Genomic DNA, 17,644 nt, shown 5'->3' with positions numbered 1-17,644 from the left:
GTGCCACTCGGCTGGCAGAATGTCCCTTCCCCCTGCTCGAGCCTCCGCATGATGCATCGCACCCGCCTGTTGCCGTTGGCCATCGGCATCACCCTCCCCTTCGCCAGCCAGGCGCAGGAGGCTCCATCGGCCACGGCCACGGCGCCGGCCGAGGCCTGCTTCCTGCTGGAGAACGATGCAGCCCGGCTGGCGTGCTATGACGACGCCCTTGGCCGCACGGCTGCCGACACCCGCCGCGCCGACGAGAAGGCGCTGGCGGCGAAGGAGGCCGAAGCCCAGGCGCGCGCGAAGGCTCGGGCCGAGGTCCGCGCCGCCGCCGAAGACGCGAAGGCCGAAGACCTGACGCTGAGCGAGCGCACGCGACGCCGCCTGGGTGCCTGGTTCCGCGTCGACGAGGCCGCCGAGGCCGACCTGATCGCCAACGCCGGTCGCGGCTCACTGCTCGACAGCCGCTGGGAACTGGCCAAGGACTCCAAGCTCGGCGTGTTCCAGTTGCGTGCCTATAAACCCATGTACCTGCTGCCGGCGTTCTGGACCAGCCAGGTCAACGAAAGGCCGTCGTCCCCCAACCCCGACAACACCGTCACCGAGGCGCAGGAGCTGCAGGACATCGAGGCGAAGTTCCAGCTCAGCTTCAAGACGAAATTCGCGGAGAACGTGTTCGGGGACAACGGCGACGTCTGGGGCGCCTACACCCAGAGCTCGCGCTGGCAGGTCTACAACGGCGAGGAATCGCGCCCGTTCCGCGAGACCAACTACGAGCCGGAAGTGATGCTGGTGTTCCGCAACAACTACAGCATCGCGGGCTGGAAGGGCCGCATGACCGGCATCGCGCTCAACCACCAGTCCAACGGCCGCAGCGATCCGCTGTCGCGCAGTTGGAACCGCGTCATCGCCACCATCGGCCTGGACCGCGAGAACTGGGCGCTGGTGGTGCGTCCCTGGTATCGCATCCCGGATGGCAACGACGACGACAACCCCGACATCGAGAACTACATCGGCCGCGGCGATGCGATGCTGACCTACGCGCGCAACGGCCATGTCTTCACGGTGCTCGGGCGTCACTCGCTGCGTGGCGGCGACGAATCCCATGGTGCCCTGCAGGTGGACTACGGTTTCCCGATCAACCGCGCCTTCCGCGGCCACGTGCAGGTCTTCCACGGCTATGGCGAAAGCTTGATCGACTACAACCACAAGGCCACCTACGTGGGCGTGGGCATTTCGCTGCTGGACTGGTACTGATGGACGACGTGACGATCTACCACAACCCCGCCTGCGGCACCTCGCGCAACACGCTGGGCCTGATCCGCAACGCGGGCATCGAACCGCACGTGATCGAATACCTGCAGACGCCGCCCGACCGCGCCACGCTGCTGGCGCTGATCCAGGCGATGGCCGTTCCCGTCCGGGACGTCGTCCGCGCGAAGGAATCCATCTACCGCGAACTCGGCCTCGCCGATGCGGACGACGAGGCCCTGATCGACGCCATGCTCGCGCATCCGGTGCTGATCAACCGGCCGATCGTGGTCACCGCGCAGGGGACGAAACTGTGCCGGCCGTCGGAACTCGTGCTGGACATCCTGCCGCGGCCGCAGCGTGGCGCCTTCAACAAGGAAGACGGTGAGCCGGTCGTCGACGCGGCCGGTAATCGCATCGGCTGACGTAAGATTCCGCGCAGGAACCCGTACCCGCCTGCCACGGAAAGCTTCATGTCACGCCAACGCCGCTCGTTCTTCGCCTACTCCTCCGCCCTGCTCGGCGCGCTCAGCCTGATGGCGGTGGCCTGCTTCCATTTCCCGGAGCTGCTGACCAGCAAGGAATTCCGCGCCGCCTACAACGAACAGTTCGCCCGCCATCTGCTGCTGGTGGGACTGGCGGCAGCGTTCGCGATGGGCACCTGGGCCATCCTGCGCGACCGCAACAAGCGGATCGCCATGATCGGCGTGGTCAGTGCCACGCTCGCCGTGCTGCTGGGCGGCACCAACGTGCAGTTCGATGCGATCGGCAAGACGCCGTACTCGCTGGGGCTGGACTGGTTCGTCATCTCGCTGTTCTTCTCGGCACTGGTGTTCGTGCCGCTGGAGCATTACCTGGGCAAGCGCAGGATCTCGCCACTGCGCCCGGGCTGGCGCACCGACGTGTCCTACTTCTTCATGAGCCATATGCTGGTGCAGTTCATCCTGATCCTGGTGACGGCCTCGACCTCGACGATCGCCGGGTTGGCTGCTTTCCCCGCGCTCAAGACCGCCATCCAATCGCTACCGGTGTGGGCGCAGTTCCTGATCGCAGTGTTCGTCGCCGACCTGGCGCAGGCGTTGCTGCACCGCGCGTACCACAACACCCCGTGGCTCTGGCGCTTCCATGCCGTGCACCATTCCAGCCGCGAGATGGACTGGCTGGCCGGTTCGCGCATCCATATCGTCGAGATCGTGCTGACCCGCAGCGCGGTACTGCTGCCGCTGCTGGTGCTGGGCTTCTCGACGCCGACGGTGAATGCGTACGTGATCCTGGTCGGCCTGCAGGCCGTGCTGGCGCATGCCAACCTCGGCATCCGCTTCGGCTGGCTGGAATACCTGCTGGTGCTGCCTCGCTACCACCATTGGCACCACGCGCGGCACAAGGATTATCTGGACGTGAACTACGCCATCCACCTGCCGCTGGTGGACATGCTGATGGGGACGTTCAAACTGCCGCCGAAGCAGGAAGACTGGCCCGAGGAATACGGCGTGATGAAGCTGGAAACGGTGCCGCGCGGCATCGTGCGCCAGCACCTGATGCCGTTCCAGGGCGGGAAGAAGTTCGAGGAGTACGTGGACTGAGCCAACGCGGTGGCCTCTTGTAGGAGCGACGTAAGTCGCGACCGCACGCCAGGACGGTCGGTAGCGTTGGCCCAAGCGATGCCTATCGGCGCACCCCGCTCATGGCAACGGCTTCATGCCATGTCCCGATTCACGGTCGCGACTTACGTCGCTCCTACAAAATGCAGCGCGATCTGCCGCCGAAGCAGGAAGACTGGCCCGATGAATACGGCGTGATGAAGCTGGAAACGGTGCCACGCGGCATCGTGCGCCAGCACCTGATGCCGTTCCAGGGCGGGAAGAAGTTCGAGGAGTACGTGGACTGAGCCAACGCGGTGGCCTCTTGTAGGAGCGACGTAAGTCGCGACCGCACGCCAGGACGGTCAGTAGCGTTGGTCCAAGCGATGTCTATCGGGCACATCCTGCTCGTGGCGGTGGCTTCATGCCATGTCCCGATTCACGGTCGCGACTTACGTCACTCCTACAAAATGCAGCGCGATCACGTCCAGTCCGTCAGCCCCTCGCGGGCATAGACTTCCCTGAAGCTCGGCAGTGCCTTCATGTGCTGTGCGTAGGCCTGCAGCACCGGCCAGGTGTCGGTCGGCGTCGGCATGTTGCGCGACCAGCGCATCAGCATGGTCAGCAGGAAATCGGCCGCGCTGCGCTGTGCGCCGAGCAGGTACGGGCCGTGCGCTTCCAGATGGTCGGCAACTTGGCTCCAGGCCTTTTCCAGCTTCGCGCGTGCGTGATCCTGCGCCGCCTGGCTATTGGCTTCGCCGGCGATCTCGTCCGCATAGAACCATGCCCGGTATGCCGGCATCAGCGTGTTGGCACAGAACAGCATCCAGCGGTAGTACTGCGCGCGTTGGGTGGTCGCCACCGCCGGCGCGAGGTCAGCGCGCGGATGCGTATCGGCGAGATGCATCAGGATCGCCGCCGTCTCGGTGATCACCTGCCCATCCATCACCAGCGTGGGCACCACGCCAGCCGGATTGAGCTTCAGGTAGTCGTCCGACTTCTGGTCGCGCTTGTCGAAGTCCAGCTCATGCAGCTCGTGCGGGACGCCCAGCTCGATCAGCAGCCAGTGGACGACCAGGCTGGCGGTGCTGCGGGAGTAATAGAGGGTTGTCGACATGCCGTGATTCCTGGAATTGAAAGCCCCTCTCCCGCCGGGAGAGAGGTTGGGGGCGCCACCGTAGCGTATCCAACGCGATCTTCAGGAACGAGCCGCAGCGAGTCGTGAGGGCGAATCATCGGCCGATCAACGCAATCTGCTCGCTGTGGCTTGTTCTTCAGCCCGGCTCGGAAACGCCATCGTGGCCCCCCCCTCATCCACCCTACGGGCACCCCGTATCAAGTACGGGGCAGGCTCTTCTCCCGAGGGGAGAAGGGAAAGACGGTTACGCCACCACCACCGGAATCTTGCCGATCCGCGCCTGCCATTCCTTCGGGCCGGTCTGGTGCACCGAGGTGCCCTGCGAATCCACGGCCACGGTCACCGGCATGTCCTGCACGGTGAACTCGTAGATCGCTTCCATCCCCAGGTCGGCGAAGCCGACGACCTTCGCTGCCTTGATCGCCTTCGACACCAGGTAGGCCGCGCCGCCGACCGCCATCAGGTAGGCCGACTGGTGCTTCCTGATCGCCTCGATGGCGGCGGGGCCGCGTTCGGCCTTGCCGACCATGCCCAGCAGACCGGTCTGCGCCAGCACCTGCTCGGTGAACTTGTCCATGCGCGTGGCCGTGGTCGGACCGGCGGGGCCGACGACTTCGTCGCGGACCGGGTCGACCGGGCCGACGTAGTAGATGAAACGACCCTTCAGATCGACCGGCAGCGGCTCGCCCTTGTTGAGCATGTCGACCATGCGCTTGTGCGCGGCGTCGCGACCGGTCAGCAGCTTGCCGTTGAGCAGCAGCACTTCACCGGGCTTCCAACTGGCGACATCGGCCGGCGTCAGCGTGTCGAGGTCGACACGGCGGCCCTTCGACGCGTCGTAGGTCAGCTCCGGCCAGTCTTCCAGCGACGGCGGATCCAGCATCACCGGGCCGCTGCCATCGAGGGTGAAGTGCGCGTGGCGGGTGGCGGCGCAGTTCGGGATCATCGCCACCGGCAAGTTGGCCGCGTGGGTCGGGTAATCCTTGACCTTGATGTCGAGCACCGTGGTCAGGCCGCCCAGGCCCTGCGCACCGATGCCGAGCGCGTTGACCTTCTCGTACAGCTCCAGCCGCAGTTCCTCGGCGCGGTTGCTGGCGCCACGGGCCTGCAGCTCGGTGATGTCGATTGGCTCCATCAGCGATTCCTTCGCCAGCAGCATCGCCTTTTCGGCGGTGCCGCCGATGCCGATGCCGAGCATGCCCGGCGGGCACCAGCCGGCGCCCATCGTCGGCACGGTCTTCAGCACCCAATCGACGATGGAATCGGAGGGATTGAGCATGGCGAACTTCGACTTCGCTTCCGAACCACCGCCCTTGGCGGCGACGATCACGTCGACGGTGCTGCCCGGCACGACCTTGACGTTGACCACGCCCGGCGTGTTGTCCTTCGTGTTGCTGCGCTTGCCGGCCGGATCGGCCAGCACGCTGGCGCGCAGCTTGTTGTCCGGGTGGTTGTAGGCGCGGCGAACGCCCTCGTGGACCATGTCTTCCACGCCCATCGTGGCGTCGTCCCAGCGCACGTCCATGCCGATCTCGAGGAACACGGTGACGATGCCGGTGTCCTGGCAGATCGGGCGATGGCCCTCCGCGCACATGCGCGAATTGATCAGGATCTGCGCGATGGCGTCCTTCGCGGCCGGCGACTCCTCCCGGTCGTACGCGGACGCGAGGCTCTTGATGTAGTCGACGGGATGGTAGTAGCTGATGTACTGCAGACCGTCGGCGATGGACTGGATGAGGTCTTCTTGCTTGATCGAGGTCATGGGACGTAAAGCCGGGGGCTGCCGGTGGGTAGCGGGCGGAAGCGCCCATTTTAGGCCAAAGTGACTCCCTGCCCGGTTGTCACGCCATGTCCCCCTGCCCCGTCTTTGGTCGCATGAACGCCGAAACCGCCTTCGAAACCCACCGTCCTCGCCTGTTCGGCCTGTCCTATCGCCTGCTCGGCAGCCGCAGCGATGCCGAAGACGTCGTGCAGGACACCTGGCTGCGCTGGCAACAGACCGACCGCAGCGGCATCCGCGATGCCGAAGCCTGGCTGGTCACCGCTGCCACGCGGCTGGGTATCGACCGTCTGCGCGCCGCGCGCGTCCAGCGCGAGCGCTACATCGGCCCCTGGCTGCCCGAGCCGAGCGGGATCGACGAATCCCCGTCCCCCGAGCATTCCGCCGAGCTCGCCGAACAGGTATCGCTGGCCTTCCTGGCCGTGCTGGAGCGCCTCGGGCCGGAGGAACGCGCCGCCTTCCTGCTGAAGGAAGCCTTCGACTACGACTATGCGCAGATCGCGCCGCTGCTCGGCCAGAGCGAAGCCAACTGCCGGCAGATGGTCCACCGCGCCCGCGAACGCGTGCAGGCGGGACGGCCGCGCTTCGACGTGGCACCTGAAAACCACCGCCGCCTGCTGGAGCGCTTCATGCAGGCCGCGAGCCGTGGCGACCGGTCCGCCATCGCCGCCCTGCTGCGCGAGGACGCGCAGTTGGTATCCGATGGCGGCGGCAAGGCGGCGGCGGTCATCCGTCCGCTGCTCGGTGCGGCACGCATCGCACGGTTGTTCTGGGCCGCCTACCGTCGGCAGGATCCGGCGATCGCCTGGCGCATGGGAATCGTCAACGGCGAACCGGCGATCCTGCGTTATCGCGATGGCCGGTTGACGGCGGTGATGGTCGCGATCAGCGACGGCGAACAGATCAGCGAGCTGTTCGCCATCGTCAATCCGGACAAGCTGGGTACGGGTGTCACGGCGCAGGACGGGGGTGCGTCCTGGTAGTGAAGGTGGCCATCGCGGCCGCCATGGAGGCACTGCCATGAGCATGAGATTCCATCGCGTCGACTACCCCAAGCACATCCCCGACGCCTTCCGCGGCCTGTACGCCACCAGCACTGCGGTGCACGACGGTGCACTTGGCAAGGAATTCCTGGAGCTGGTTTTCCTGCGCGTTTCGCAGATCAACGGTTGCGCCTACTGCATGGACATGCACGCCGGGGCCTTGCGCAAGGCCGGTGTGGAACCACGCAAGCTGGACACGCTGGCCGGCTGGCGCGACAGCCGCTTCTTCGACGCGCGCGAAGGTGCGGCACTGGCATGGGCGGAGCAACTGACCACCCTGCCCTCCGGTGCACCGGCCGATGCGACATACGAGGCGCTGAAGGAGCACTTCGACGAACGCGGCATCGCCGAACTGACCATGGCGGTGGCCATCATCAACGCGTGGAACCGCCTGGGCGTAGGCATGCAGCCGGTCCTGGCCTGAGCGGACGCTCGCGGGCCCGTCGTGCCGGCGGCACAATGCCGGCATGGATACCCTCGTTCTCATCCTCGACCTGGTCGGCACCTTCGTGTTCGCGCTCAGCGGCGCCACCCTGGGGGTACGCCGCCGCCTCGACCTCTTCGGCGTGCTGGTGCTGTCGTTCGCCGCCGCGACGGCCGGCGGCATCACCCGCGACCTGCTGATCGGCGCCACGCCGCCGGCGGCGCTCAGCGACTGGCGCTATCCGGTGACCTCGCTGGCGGCCGGCATCGTGACGTTCTTCCGCGCGCCGCTGATCGAAAAGCTCCACCACCCCGTGCGCATGTTCGATGCGATGGGCCTGGCGCTGTTCGCCGTGGCCGGCACGCAGAAGGCGCTCGAATTCGGCATCTCGCCGACGATGGCGGCCGCGATGGGCATGCTCACCGGCATCGGCGGCGGCATCGCACGCGACCTGCTGCTCGCCCAGGTGCCGCTGGTGCTGCGCGCGGAACTGTATGCGGTCGCGGCGCTGGCCGGGGCGCTGGTGGTGGCACTGGGCCACTGGCTGTCGCTGCCCGCCCTGCCGTGTGCGCTGGTCGGCGCGGGGCTGTGCTTCGGCCTGCGCATGATGGCCGTCACCTACGGCTGGCACCTGCCGGTCGCCCTGCAGTCCGGTGGCGACGGTGAGCCGCCCGGGCCATTGAAATGAACCGCAGGCGCTGACCTGGCCCGCCGCGCCGGCGATGCGCCGAAGCGTGGCTCGGTGCCGTCGAGTCGAGCCGCTTCCGTGGACCGACGGCGGTAGCATGGCGCCACCTGCGTCCCGACCGACACCATGGCCATCGCCACCTCCCATCCGCTGGCCCTGCCCCGCCAGCATGTTTTCTGGCTGCTGCACCTGACGGGCTGGAGCGCGTACTTCGCGCAGGGCTGCCTGTACGCCGTCGCCCATGGCAAGCCATCCGGCTACTGGGTGGTGCCGGCCACCGCCGCCACCATGGGCGCGCTGGTCACGCTGGGGCTGCGCTTCGTGCTGCGGCGCTACTGGAACCTGCCGCCACGCCGGCTGCTGGCGCTGATGCTCCCGCTGGTGCTGACCAGTTCGGGCGTCATCGATTTCGTCACCCGCGAAGTGCTGGTCGATTTCTGCGAAACCTGCAAACCGACCACGCAACTGGAATTCATCGCCTACTCGCTTGGCTACATCTACGTGCTGCTGGCGTGGGTGGGGGCGTACATGGGCATCAAGTACTACCAGCAGCTGCAGGACGAAACCGCGCGCGCGCTGGCCGCCCGCAGCATGGCCCACCAGGCACAGCTGAAGATGCTGCGCTACCAGTTGAACCCGCACTTCCTGTTCAACACCCTCAACGCCATCTCCACGCTCATCCTGGACCGCGACAACGCCACCGCCAATCGCATGGTGCAGGGTCTGTCGTCGTTCCTGCGCCACTCGCTGGACAACGACCCGATGCAGCGCGTCACGCTGCGGCAGGAGCTGGATGCGCTGACGCTGTACTTGGACATCGAGAAGATCCGCTTCGCCGAGCGCCTGCGCATCGAGACCGGCATCGACGAGGACTGCTGGCGCGCCCTGCTGCCGAGCCTGTTGCTGCAACCGCTGGTGGAGAACGCCATCAAGTACGCGGTCGCCAAACAGGTGGCCGGCGGCCTGCTGAGGATCGAGGCCGAGCGCGACGGCAACCAGTTGGTGCTGCGGGTAACCGACGACGGCCCAGGCTGCAGTGCCCTCGAAGGCGACCAGCTGCCGCCCGGCAAGGGCGTCGGCCTGCGCAACACGCGCGAACGGCTGCACGTACTGTACGGCGAGGCCGGCGGCTTCTCGGTGCGCAATCCCGATCGGGGCATCGAAGTGACGCTGCGGCTGCCGTTCGAAACCTCGCAGACGCTGGGGGGCTGAAGGATGGAGACCAGCGCCATCGCCCCGCTTCGCGCCATCGTGGTCGACGACGAGCCGCTCGCCCGTCGTGGGCTGGAAATCCGCCTGGCGGCACATCCGGACGTCGAGATCGTCGGTCATTACGGCGATGGCGCCGCGGCCATCGCTGGCCTGCGCGCGCATCGCCCGGACCTGATGTTCCTCGATGTGCAGATGCCAGGCATGGACGGCTTCCAGACCCTGCGTGCGATCCCGGCCAGCGAGATGCCGCTGGTCGTGTTCGTCACCGCCTACGACCATTACGCCATCCGCGCCTTCGAGGCCTCGGCGACCGACTACCTGCTCAAACCGGTGGAAGAGTCCCGCCTGGCGCAGGCACTGGTGCGCGTGCGCCAGGCCCGCGCGCAGCGCGAGGCCAGCGGCCATTGCGCACACCTGCTCGGCCTGCTGGGCGAACTCAGCGGCCGACCGCCGCTGGACCTCGATGAAGCGCTCAAGCCCGATGCGCTGGACCTGCTGCGCCGCGAAGAGAAGCTCGCCGTGCGCGACGGCGGCCGCACCGTGCGCGTGGACCTGCACAGCATCCGCTGGATCGACGCCGCCGGCGACTACATGTGCATCCACACCGATGGCGATGCACCGAACGGCACCACCCTGATCCTGCGCGCGACCATGCGCGAGCTGGAGAAGCAGCTCGATCCGCAACGCTTCCCGCGCATCCACCGCTCGACGATCGTCAACGCACGCCGCGTGGTCGAGATGCGCCCGCATACGAACGGCGAGAGCTTCCTGCTGCTCGACTGCGGACAGGAACTGAAACTGTCGCGCAGCCATCGCGACAAGCTGGCGATGCTGCTGTAGGCGTTCGCCTTTCTGTAGGAGCGACGTAAGTCGCGACCGTGCACCCAGAACCCCCATCAAGCCAGACCTCATGCGAGGCGACAATGTCGGCAGGGTGTTGCATGCTCGCTGAGGCACGTGTCATGACGTTCAACTCATGCGGTCGCGACTTACGTCGCTCCTACAACGGAGCTAGACGCGCGTAACGCAGATTCTCAATACTCGGTTCGTCGTAACGTCTTCACCGCTCGCCGCAATCCGAAGCATCGCATGACTTCCGGGCCATAACCGCAATAGAAGACGCGCGCATCGTGCGCACCGCCGACCACCACGCGGACCGCACGATGAAACTCACCGACGCTTCCCTGCGCAATCCGGCCGCTGTCGCGGTGGTCGTGGCGATGGTCTGCGCGTTCGGCCTGATGAGCCTGGGCAAGCTGCCGCTGCAGCTGTTCCCCGACATCGAACGGCCGCAGATGTCCGTCCAGACCGCGTGGCGTGCCGCCTCGCCGCAGGAGATGGAGTCGGAGATCGTCGAGCCCATCGAAGCCGTCATGCAGGGATTGCCGGGGCTGGATGAGATCGCCTCCAACGTCAACGCCGGCAACAGCTTCATCAACCTGACCTTCGCCGTCGGCAGCGACATGGACGCGATGCTGGTGGAAGTGCTGTCCCGGATGAACCGCCTGCAGCCGCTCCCGCGCGATGCGACGCCGCCGGTCGTGCGGGCCGGCGCCGACAACGCCAACAATTCGCTGACGTTCTTCTTCGTCCAGAAACTGCCCGGCACCGCCGGCGACATCCTCGATTACCGGCAGCTGATCGAGGACCGCATCGTGCCGCGCCTGACCTCGGTCGATGGCGTGGCCGGCGTGGAGATCAACGGGAGCGCCGGGGACGAACTGACCATCACCCTCGACCTGGAGCGTGCCGCCGCACTCGGTATCCAGGTGCCCGAGGTCGCCGCCGTCGCGGCGCGCGCCACCGACGTCTCCGGCGGCGTGGTCGAAACCGGCCGTCGCGAATACGTGCTGCGCTTCGCCGGCCGCTATTCGCCCGAAGCGATGAGCGAACTGATCCTCGCCTGGCGCGACGGGCGCCCGGTTCGCCTGGGTGATGTCGCGGTGGTGGAGGTAAAACGGCCTGAGCAGCGCTTCTTCGCCTACCAGAACGGCAATCCGGCGATCGGATTGCGCGTCCTGCGCGAGAGTGGCGCCAACGTACTGGACACGCTGGACGAGGTGAAGCGCGTCGTCGCCGACGTGCGCGAGCATGAACTCAAGCCGCTGGGCCTGGACATCGCGCAGAGTTTCGATGCCTCGGTGTTCATCAACCGCGCGCTCGGCCTGCTGTCCGGCAGCCTGACTGCGGGCGTGCTGCTGGCCATCGGCTGCCTGTGGTGGTTCCTGCGCGATGTGCGCGCCACCGCGCTGATCGCGTGCGCGATCCCCATCTCGCTGCTGGCCACCTTCATCGTGCTGCAACTGACCGGACGCAGCCTCAACGTCATCTCGCTGGCCGGTCTCGCCTTCGCCGTCGGGATGGTGATGGATGCCGCCGTGGTGGTGGCGGAGAACATCGTCCGCCTGCGCGAGCAGGGCTTGCCCGCGTCGCGCGCCGCACTGGAAGGCACGCGCCAGGTCGGCGGTGCGCTGGTGGCGTCCACGCTGACCACGGTGGCGGTGTTCCTGCCGGTGATCTTCATGGACGACGTGGAAGGCCAGCTGTTCGCAGACCTGGCGCTGACCATTTCCATCGCCGTCGGCATCTCGCTGCTGGTCGCGGTCACCGTATTGCCCGCGGCCGCCGGCAGCTGGTTGCGCACGCGCCCCGGCGATGCCACGCAGCACCGCGCCTGGTCGCGCATCAGCGACTGGGCGCTGCGTACCACCGAAGGCCGCAGGCGCCAATGGACGTGGGTCGGTGCGCTGGTGTTCGCGCCGATGCTGATGGCCGCGCTGCTGATGCCGCAGATCGACTACCTGCCGCCGGTGAAGCGGGCCGCCGTGGATGCGTTCTTCAATTTCCCGCCCGGCATGAGTCCTGAACGCGTCAACCGCGAGATCGCACCGGTCATCCTGGCGCGCATGCGGCCGTACATGGACGGCGAGAAGGGGCCGCAGCTGAGCAACTGGTACCTCAACGTGTGGCCCGGTGGCGGTTCGCTGGGCGCGCGCGTGGTGGACCCGGACGACATAGGCGAAATGGAACGCATCGTCCGCGACGAGATCGTCGTCGGCTTCCCGGACACGCGCGCCTTCGCCAGCGAAGGCGAGCTGTTCGGCAGCTTCGGCGGTTCGGCGCGCGCCATCGCCATCCACCTGCAGCATGGCGATGGCGACGCACTGGCGCGGGCCGCCGAAGCCGGGCGCAAGTTGCTGTCCGACCGCTTCGCCGGCGCCAACGTGCAGGCCTGGCCGAATGCGGATGCCGGCACGCCGGAGTTGCGCGTCAGTCCGGATGATCGCCGGCTGGCCGAGGTCGGCTGGCGTCGCCCCGATCTCGGCACGGTGGTGCGTACGCTGGGCGACGGCCAGTGGCTGGGCGAGTACTTCGACGGCGATCGTCGCCTCGCGATCATCCTGCGCAGCAACCGCGGCGACGATGTCGAACGTCTCGGCGCCGCCCCCCTGGCAACGCCACAAGGCGGCGTGCTGAGCCTCGACGACCTGGCGCGGGTGGACACCGTGCTGGCACCGAACCAGCTGCGCCGCATCGACCGCCGCCGCACGGTGACGTTGACGGTCGATCCACCCACGGCGATGTCGCTGGAGGAAGCGCTGGATATCGTCAACGGCGAGATCGTGCCCGCGTTGCGCGATGCACTGCCGCCGGATGCCGCGATCCGCATTTCCGGCAGCGCCGATCGCCTGGGCGAAGTGGTTCGCAGCATGGGGGCGAACTTCGCGCTGGCGCTGGTGGTGTTGTTCATGCTGATGGCGGCGATGTTCAAGTCCCTGCGCGACAGCGCCTTCGTCATGGCCACCTTGCCGATGGCGGTGCTGGGCGGCGTCGCCGGCCTGCGCATGCTGGACATGGTCGCCGGACAGACGCTCGACCTGCTGTCGATGATCGGTTTCATCATGCTGCTGGGCATGGTGATCAACAACGCCATCCTGCTGGTGGCGCAGGCACGCGAAGCGCAGGCTGCCGGCGCATCGCTGGACGACGCACTGAAGCAGGCGCTGGACCAGCGGCTGCGCCCCATCCTGATCGCCGCGCTCACCGGCGTGCTCGGCGCGTTGCCGATGGCGATCAATCCCGGCCCCGGTGCCGTGATCTACCGCGGCCTGGCTGCGGTTTCCGTCGGCGGCGTCGCGCTGAGCCTGCTGTTCACCGTCGTGCTGGTGCCGGCGCTGCTGCGCCTGGCCGGCGAACGCACCGCGCGGCCGTCGGACGACACCATCGCCGCTTCCCTCCCCCACGCCGTTTCCTGATCCCTGCTCCGGAGAATCCCCATGCGTCCCCTCCCCAAACTGCTGCTCGCCATCGCGCTGGCCGGCGTCCTCGCCCTCCCCCTGCTGGAACGGGACGCCGATGCCAGCGCACCCGCCGACAAGCCCGATGCGCCACCCGTGATCGTCAGTGTCGCGCCAGCCGTCAGCACCGCGTTCGCGCCGCGCCACTGGTCGCCCGGCAGCGTCATCAGCCGCCGCGACGCGCGCGTGGCCGGCGAGCAGCATGGACGCGTCATCGAGGTCACCGAGGTGGGGCAGCGGGTGCGCAAGGGCCAGGCACTGGCCGTGCTCGACGACACCGCCTTGCGCCTGCGCGAGCAGGAAGGCCAGGCCGACCTGGCGCGCATCCAGGCGCAGCTGGCGCTGGCCAACCGGCAGGAACAGCGCTATGCGCAACTCGCGGCGCAGCAGAACATCGCCCGTGCGCAGTACGAACAGTTGCGCGCGGACCGCGACGTGCTGGCCCAGGACCGTGCGCGCGTGCTGGCGCAGCTCGCGCAGACACGGCACCAGCGCACGCAGATGGTGGTGCGGGCGCCGTTCGACGGCATCGTCGCCGAGCGCCATACGCAACTCGGCGAATACCTCATCGCCGGCGGATCGGTTGCGCGGCTGGTGGATACCGGCGCGCAGGAGGTGCGCGTGCGTGCGCCGGTCGACCTGGCCCGCCATCTGGCCGCAGGCACCGGTGTGCGCGTGCGCAGCGGCGGCGAGGAACACACCTACCCGGTCAGCGCGCTCGTGCCGGTGGGCGACGACACCTCGCGCCAGCTGGAGCTGCGCATCGCGGTCGCCGGGCTGGACATCCCGGTCGGCACCGCCGTCGACGTGGGCCTGCCCAGCGCCGAAGCCCGCACCGTCGTGGCGGTACCGCGCGACGCGGTGATCCTGCGCCGTGAAGGCGACTTCGTCATGCGCGTGGATACCGCCGGCAAGGCCGAACGCGTGCCGGTGAAGACCGGCGCCGAGGTGGATGGCCTCGTGGAGGTGACCGGCGGCGTCAGCGCCGGCGATCGCCTGATCGTCCGCGGCGGCGAGCGCGTGGAGTCCGGCCAGTCGCTCGACATCCAGCCGCTGGGGCCGGCCATGGCGATGCGCTGACGGAGGCCGACGCGCGCCCTCTTCACTGACGACGACAACGTGAACGGGCACAATCCCGACATGCCGTCACCCTCCCCGCACGCCGCACCCACGCGCACCTCCACGCCCAACCTGCGCGAGCGCTTCGACGCGATGCGCAACCTCGGCCCGTTCCTGCGCCAGATCTGGCAGACCAGCCGCGTGCTGACGCTCGCCAGCCTCGGACTGCGCCTGCTGCGCGCCTTCGTGCCGGTGGTCACGCTGTACATCGCCAAGCTGATCATCGACGAAGCCATCCGGCTGGTCGGGTTGGGCCTGGATTTCGGCTCGCTGGGCGAGGCCTGGCGCAGTGGCCAGCTGGACACGCTGGCGTCGCTGCTGGCGCTGGAATTCGCGCTCGCCATCGGCTCGGACCTGCTGGGCCGCATGGTGAGCTACGCCGACGCGCTGCTGTCGGAGCTGTTCACCAACGCGACCAGCGTGCGGTTGATGGAACACGCGGCCACGCTGGACCTGGAGGACTTCGAAGACCCCGACCTGCAGGACAAGCTGGACCGTGCCCGTCGCCAGACGATGGGCCGCATGAACCTGATGAGCCAGTTGTTCGGCCAGCTGCAGGATGCGATCACCGTGGTCGCCTTCGCCGCCGGCCTGCTGGTCTACGCGCCTTGGCTGATCGCCCTGCTCGCGGTCGCGCTGATTCCCGCCTTCGTCGGCGAGGCGCACTTCAACGCGCTGGGCTATTCGCTCAACTTCCAGTGGACGCCGGAGCGGCGCCAGCTGGAGTACCTGCGGCAGATGGGCGCCAGCGTGGAAACCGCGAAGGAGGTGAAGATCTTCAACCTCCACCGCTTCCTGATCGAACGCTACCGCGGGCTGGCCGAGAAGTTCTTCCTCGCCAACCGTGCGCTGGCGCGCCGGCGCGCGCTATGGGGTACCGTGCTGGCCGCGCTCGGCACGCTCGGCTACTACGTCGCCTACGGCTACATCGCCTGGCGCACGGTGCGCGGCGATTTCAGCATCGGCGACCTGACCTTCCTGGCAGGCAGCTTCCTGCGCCTGCGCCAGTTGCTCGAAGGCCTGCTGATCGGCTTCTCGCAGGTCGCCGGCCAGGCGCTGTACCTGGACGACCTGTTCTCGTTCTTCGAGATCGAAGCGGAGATCACCTCGCCCGCCGATGCCGCGCCAATCCCGCGCCCGATCACGCAGGGCTTCGTATTCGAGAACGTCGGCTTCCGCTATCCCGATGCCGAACGCTGGGCCGTGCGGCACCTCGACTTTCAACTGCAGGCCGGCGAAGTGCTGGCGCTGGTCGGCGAGAACGGCGCCGGCAAGACCACGCTGGTCAAACTGCTCGCGCGCCTCTACGACCCGGACGAAGGCCGCATCCTGCTGGACGGGCGCGACCTGCGCGACTACGACCTCGACGACCTGCGCGCCAACATCGGCGTGATCTTCCAGGACTTCGTGCGCTACCACCTCACCGCCGGCGAGAACATCGGCGTGGGTCGCATCGAGGCGATGGACGACCAGGCGCGCATACGCGCCGCCGCAGCGCGTGCAATGGCCGACGAGGTGATCGAAGGCCTGCCGCGCGGCTACGACCAGCTGGTCGGCCGCCGCTTCAAGAACAGCGTGGACCTGTCCGGCGGGCAGTGGCAGAAGATCGCCATTGCGCGCGCCTACATGCGCGATGCGCAGGTGATGATCCTGGATGAACCGACCGCCGCGCTGGATGCGCGCTCGGAGTTCGAGGTCTTCCAGCGCTTCAAGGAGTTGTCGGACAATCGGACCGCGGTGCTGATCTCGCACCGCTTCTCCAGCGTCCGCATGGCCGACCGCATCCTGGTCCTCGACCAGGGCCGCCTGGAAGCGAGCGGCACGCACGAACAACTGATGGCCGCCGGCGGCCGCTACGCCGAACTGTTCGAACTGCAGGCCGCCGGTTACCGATGATTTTCCCCACAGGAGACACGATGTTGCGCAACCACCACCGACTCGCCACCGCCCTCCTCCTCGCGCTGCCCCTGGCCGCGTGCGATTCCTCCGCCAACGGCGATGCCGCCATGGGCGCCGCCCCGGCCCCCGCGCAGGCCGCACCTGCCAGCCAGCCCACGCAGACCCTGGCGAGCGCGCAGGGACAGATCCGCGTCACCCGCGTGGCGAGTGGCCTGGACCATCCCTGGAGCCTGGCGTTCCTGCCGGATGGCGCCATGCTGGTCACCGAACGCAGCGGCCAGCTGCGTCGCGTGGGCGCAGACGGCGCCGTGTCCGCGCCGATCGCCGGCACACCCAAGGTGTTCGCCACCGGGCAGGGTGGCCTGCTGGATGTCGTGCTGGCGCCGGACTTCGCCAGCAGCCGGCGCATCTACCTGAGCTACGCCGAACCCGGCGACAACGGCACGGCCGGCACGGCCGTCGCCTACGGCACCTTGTCCGGCGATGCGCTGTCGGACGTCCAGGTCATCTACCGCCAGGAACCGAAGCTGGAAGGCCCCAACCATTTCGGTTCGCGCATCGTGTTCGACGACGCAGGCCACCTTTTCATCAGCCAGGGCGAACGCAACCATCGCGCCACCTCGCAGGAACTCGGCAAGCTGCAGGGCAAGCTGGTGCGGCTGAACCTGGACGGCAGCGTGCCGCAGGACAATCCGTTCGTCGGCCGCGCCGACGCACGTCCCGAGATCTACAGCTACGGTCACCGCAACATGCAGGGCATGGCGCGCGATCCCCGCACCGGCAAGCTGTGGCAGAGCGAGCACGGCCCGCGCGGGGGCGACGAGATCAACCTGCCGCAGCCCGGCAAGAACTACGGCTGGCCGATCATCACCTACGGCATCAACTATTCCGGCCAGCCGATCCCGGAAGCGGAAGGCAAGGCGAAGGACGGCATGGAGCAGCCGCATCACGTGTGGGAGAAGTCGCCCGGCGTGTCCGGCATGGCCTTCCTCACCGGCAAGCCCGGCACACCGTGGAACGACAGCCTGTTCCTCGGCTCACTGGCCGAACGCAACCTCATCCGCCTGACCCTGGACGGCGACAGGATCGCCGGTGAAGAGCGCCTGCTCAACGAGATCGGCGAGCGCGTGCGCGATGTGCGGGTAGCGGCCGATGGCGCCGTCTATGTCGTCACCGACGAGGACGACGGCAAGGTCTGGCGCATCGAACCGCCGCAGGTGCCTTGAC

At 67.8% G+C, this 17,644-nt stretch carries 15 protein-coding genes; 13 read left to right on the top strand and 2 right to left on the bottom strand.

Annotated features, from left to right (window positions below; all coding sequences use genetic code 11):
* Positions 1-51: 51 nt before the first annotated feature.
* The 4 genes from V7060_RS08775 to V7060_RS08760 all read left to right on the top strand — a co-directional run bounded on the left by V7060_RS08775 (position 52) and on the right by V7060_RS08760 (position 3,124).
* Positions 52-1,242, top strand: coding sequence for a phospholipase A (locus tag V7060_RS08775; RefSeq protein WP_334178891.1), 1,191 nt, complete (start codon positions 52-54; stop codon positions 1,240-1,242).
* Positions 1,242-1,661: an arsenate reductase (glutaredoxin) gene (gene arsC / locus V7060_RS08770; protein WP_334178853.1), complete on the top strand. Its 420-nt coding sequence runs from the start codon at positions 1,242-1,244 to the stop codon at positions 1,659-1,661. The genes V7060_RS08775 and arsC overlap by 1 nt, the downstream gene beginning before the upstream one ends.
* 48 nt (positions 1,662-1,709) lie before the next feature.
* A complete protein-coding gene (locus tag V7060_RS08765; protein WP_334178852.1) occupies positions 1,710-2,819 on the top strand; it encodes a sterol desaturase family protein in 1,110 nt (369 codons plus the stop codon).
* A 161-nt stretch (positions 2,820-2,980) separates the two neighbouring features.
* Entirely contained in the window at positions 2,981-3,124 is a 144-nt protein-coding gene (locus V7060_RS08760) for a hypothetical protein (protein WP_334178851.1), read from the top strand.
* Between the two features lie 173 nt (positions 3,125-3,297).
* On the opposite strand, the gene V7060_RS08755 is transcribed toward V7060_RS08760, so the two are convergent.
* Together V7060_RS08755 and V7060_RS08750 are read right to left on the bottom strand one after the other, a co-directional pair.
* On the bottom strand, positions 3,298-3,933 hold the full coding sequence (locus V7060_RS08755) for a glutathione S-transferase family protein (protein ID WP_334178850.1): 636 nt from the start codon (positions 3,931-3,933) through the stop codon (positions 3,298-3,300).
* 265 nt (positions 3,934-4,198) lie between these two features.
* Positions 4,199-5,716, bottom strand: coding sequence for a fumarate hydratase (locus tag V7060_RS08750; RefSeq protein WP_334178849.1), 1,518 nt, complete (start codon positions 5,714-5,716; stop codon positions 4,199-4,201).
* A 113-nt stretch (positions 5,717-5,829) separates the two neighbouring features.
* Here V7060_RS08750 and V7060_RS08745 point away from each other — a divergent pair, with 113 nt between their 5' ends.
* The 9 genes from V7060_RS08745 (at position 5,830) to V7060_RS08705 (ending at position 17,643) form a co-directional block, all read left to right on the top strand.
* A complete protein-coding gene (locus tag V7060_RS08745; protein WP_334178848.1) occupies positions 5,830-6,717 on the top strand; it encodes an RNA polymerase sigma-70 factor in 888 nt (295 codons plus the stop codon).
* 43 nt (positions 6,718-6,760) lie between these two features.
* Positions 6,761-7,201, top strand: coding sequence for a carboxymuconolactone decarboxylase family protein (locus V7060_RS08740; protein ID WP_334178890.1), 441 nt, complete (start codon positions 6,761-6,763; stop codon positions 7,199-7,201).
* Positions 7,202-7,244: 43 nt separating this feature from the next.
* A complete protein-coding gene (locus V7060_RS08735; protein WP_334178847.1) occupies positions 7,245-7,889 on the top strand; it encodes a trimeric intracellular cation channel family protein in 645 nt (214 codons plus the stop codon).
* Between the two features lie 126 nt (positions 7,890-8,015).
* A complete protein-coding gene (locus tag V7060_RS08730; protein ID WP_334178846.1) occupies positions 8,016-9,101 on the top strand; it encodes a histidine kinase in 1,086 nt (361 codons plus the stop codon).
* A 3-nt stretch (positions 9,102-9,104) separates the two neighbouring features.
* Positions 9,105-9,941 carry a LytTR family DNA-binding domain-containing protein gene (locus V7060_RS08725; RefSeq protein WP_334178845.1) on the top strand — a complete coding sequence of 279 codons (837 nt, stop codon included), beginning with the start codon at positions 9,105-9,107 and terminating at the stop codon, positions 9,939-9,941.
* A gap of 323 nt (positions 9,942-10,264) precedes the next feature.
* Complete coding sequence (locus V7060_RS08720; RefSeq protein ID WP_334178844.1) at positions 10,265-13,357, top strand: efflux RND transporter permease subunit; 3,093 nt, start codon at positions 10,265-10,267, stop codon at positions 13,355-13,357.
* A gap of 21 nt (positions 13,358-13,378) precedes the next feature.
* Complete coding sequence (locus tag V7060_RS08715) at positions 13,379-14,479, top strand: efflux RND transporter periplasmic adaptor subunit (protein WP_334178843.1); 1,101 nt, start codon at positions 13,379-13,381, stop codon at positions 14,477-14,479.
* Positions 14,480-14,539: 60 nt separating this feature from the next.
* Positions 14,540-16,414: an ABC transporter ATP-binding protein gene (locus V7060_RS08710; protein WP_334178842.1), complete on the top strand. Its 1,875-nt coding sequence runs from the start codon at positions 14,540-14,542 to the stop codon at positions 16,412-16,414.
* Between the two features lie 20 nt (positions 16,415-16,434).
* The gene (locus V7060_RS08705; protein WP_334178841.1) at positions 16,435-17,643 is read left to right on the top strand and encodes a PQQ-dependent sugar dehydrogenase; all 1,209 of its coding nucleotides are present in this window, start codon (positions 16,435-16,437) and stop codon (positions 17,641-17,643) included.
* Position 17,644 lies beyond the last annotated feature (1 nt).

The sequence above is a fragment of the Pseudoxanthomonas sp. genome, assembly GCF_036845285.1.
In the GTDB taxonomy this organism is placed as follows: Bacteria; Pseudomonadota; Gammaproteobacteria; order Xanthomonadales; family Xanthomonadaceae; genus Pseudoxanthomonas_A.
The sequence above is the reverse complement of the archived record's forward strand: the minus strand, read 5'-3'. Positions and strand labels throughout refer to the sequence as shown.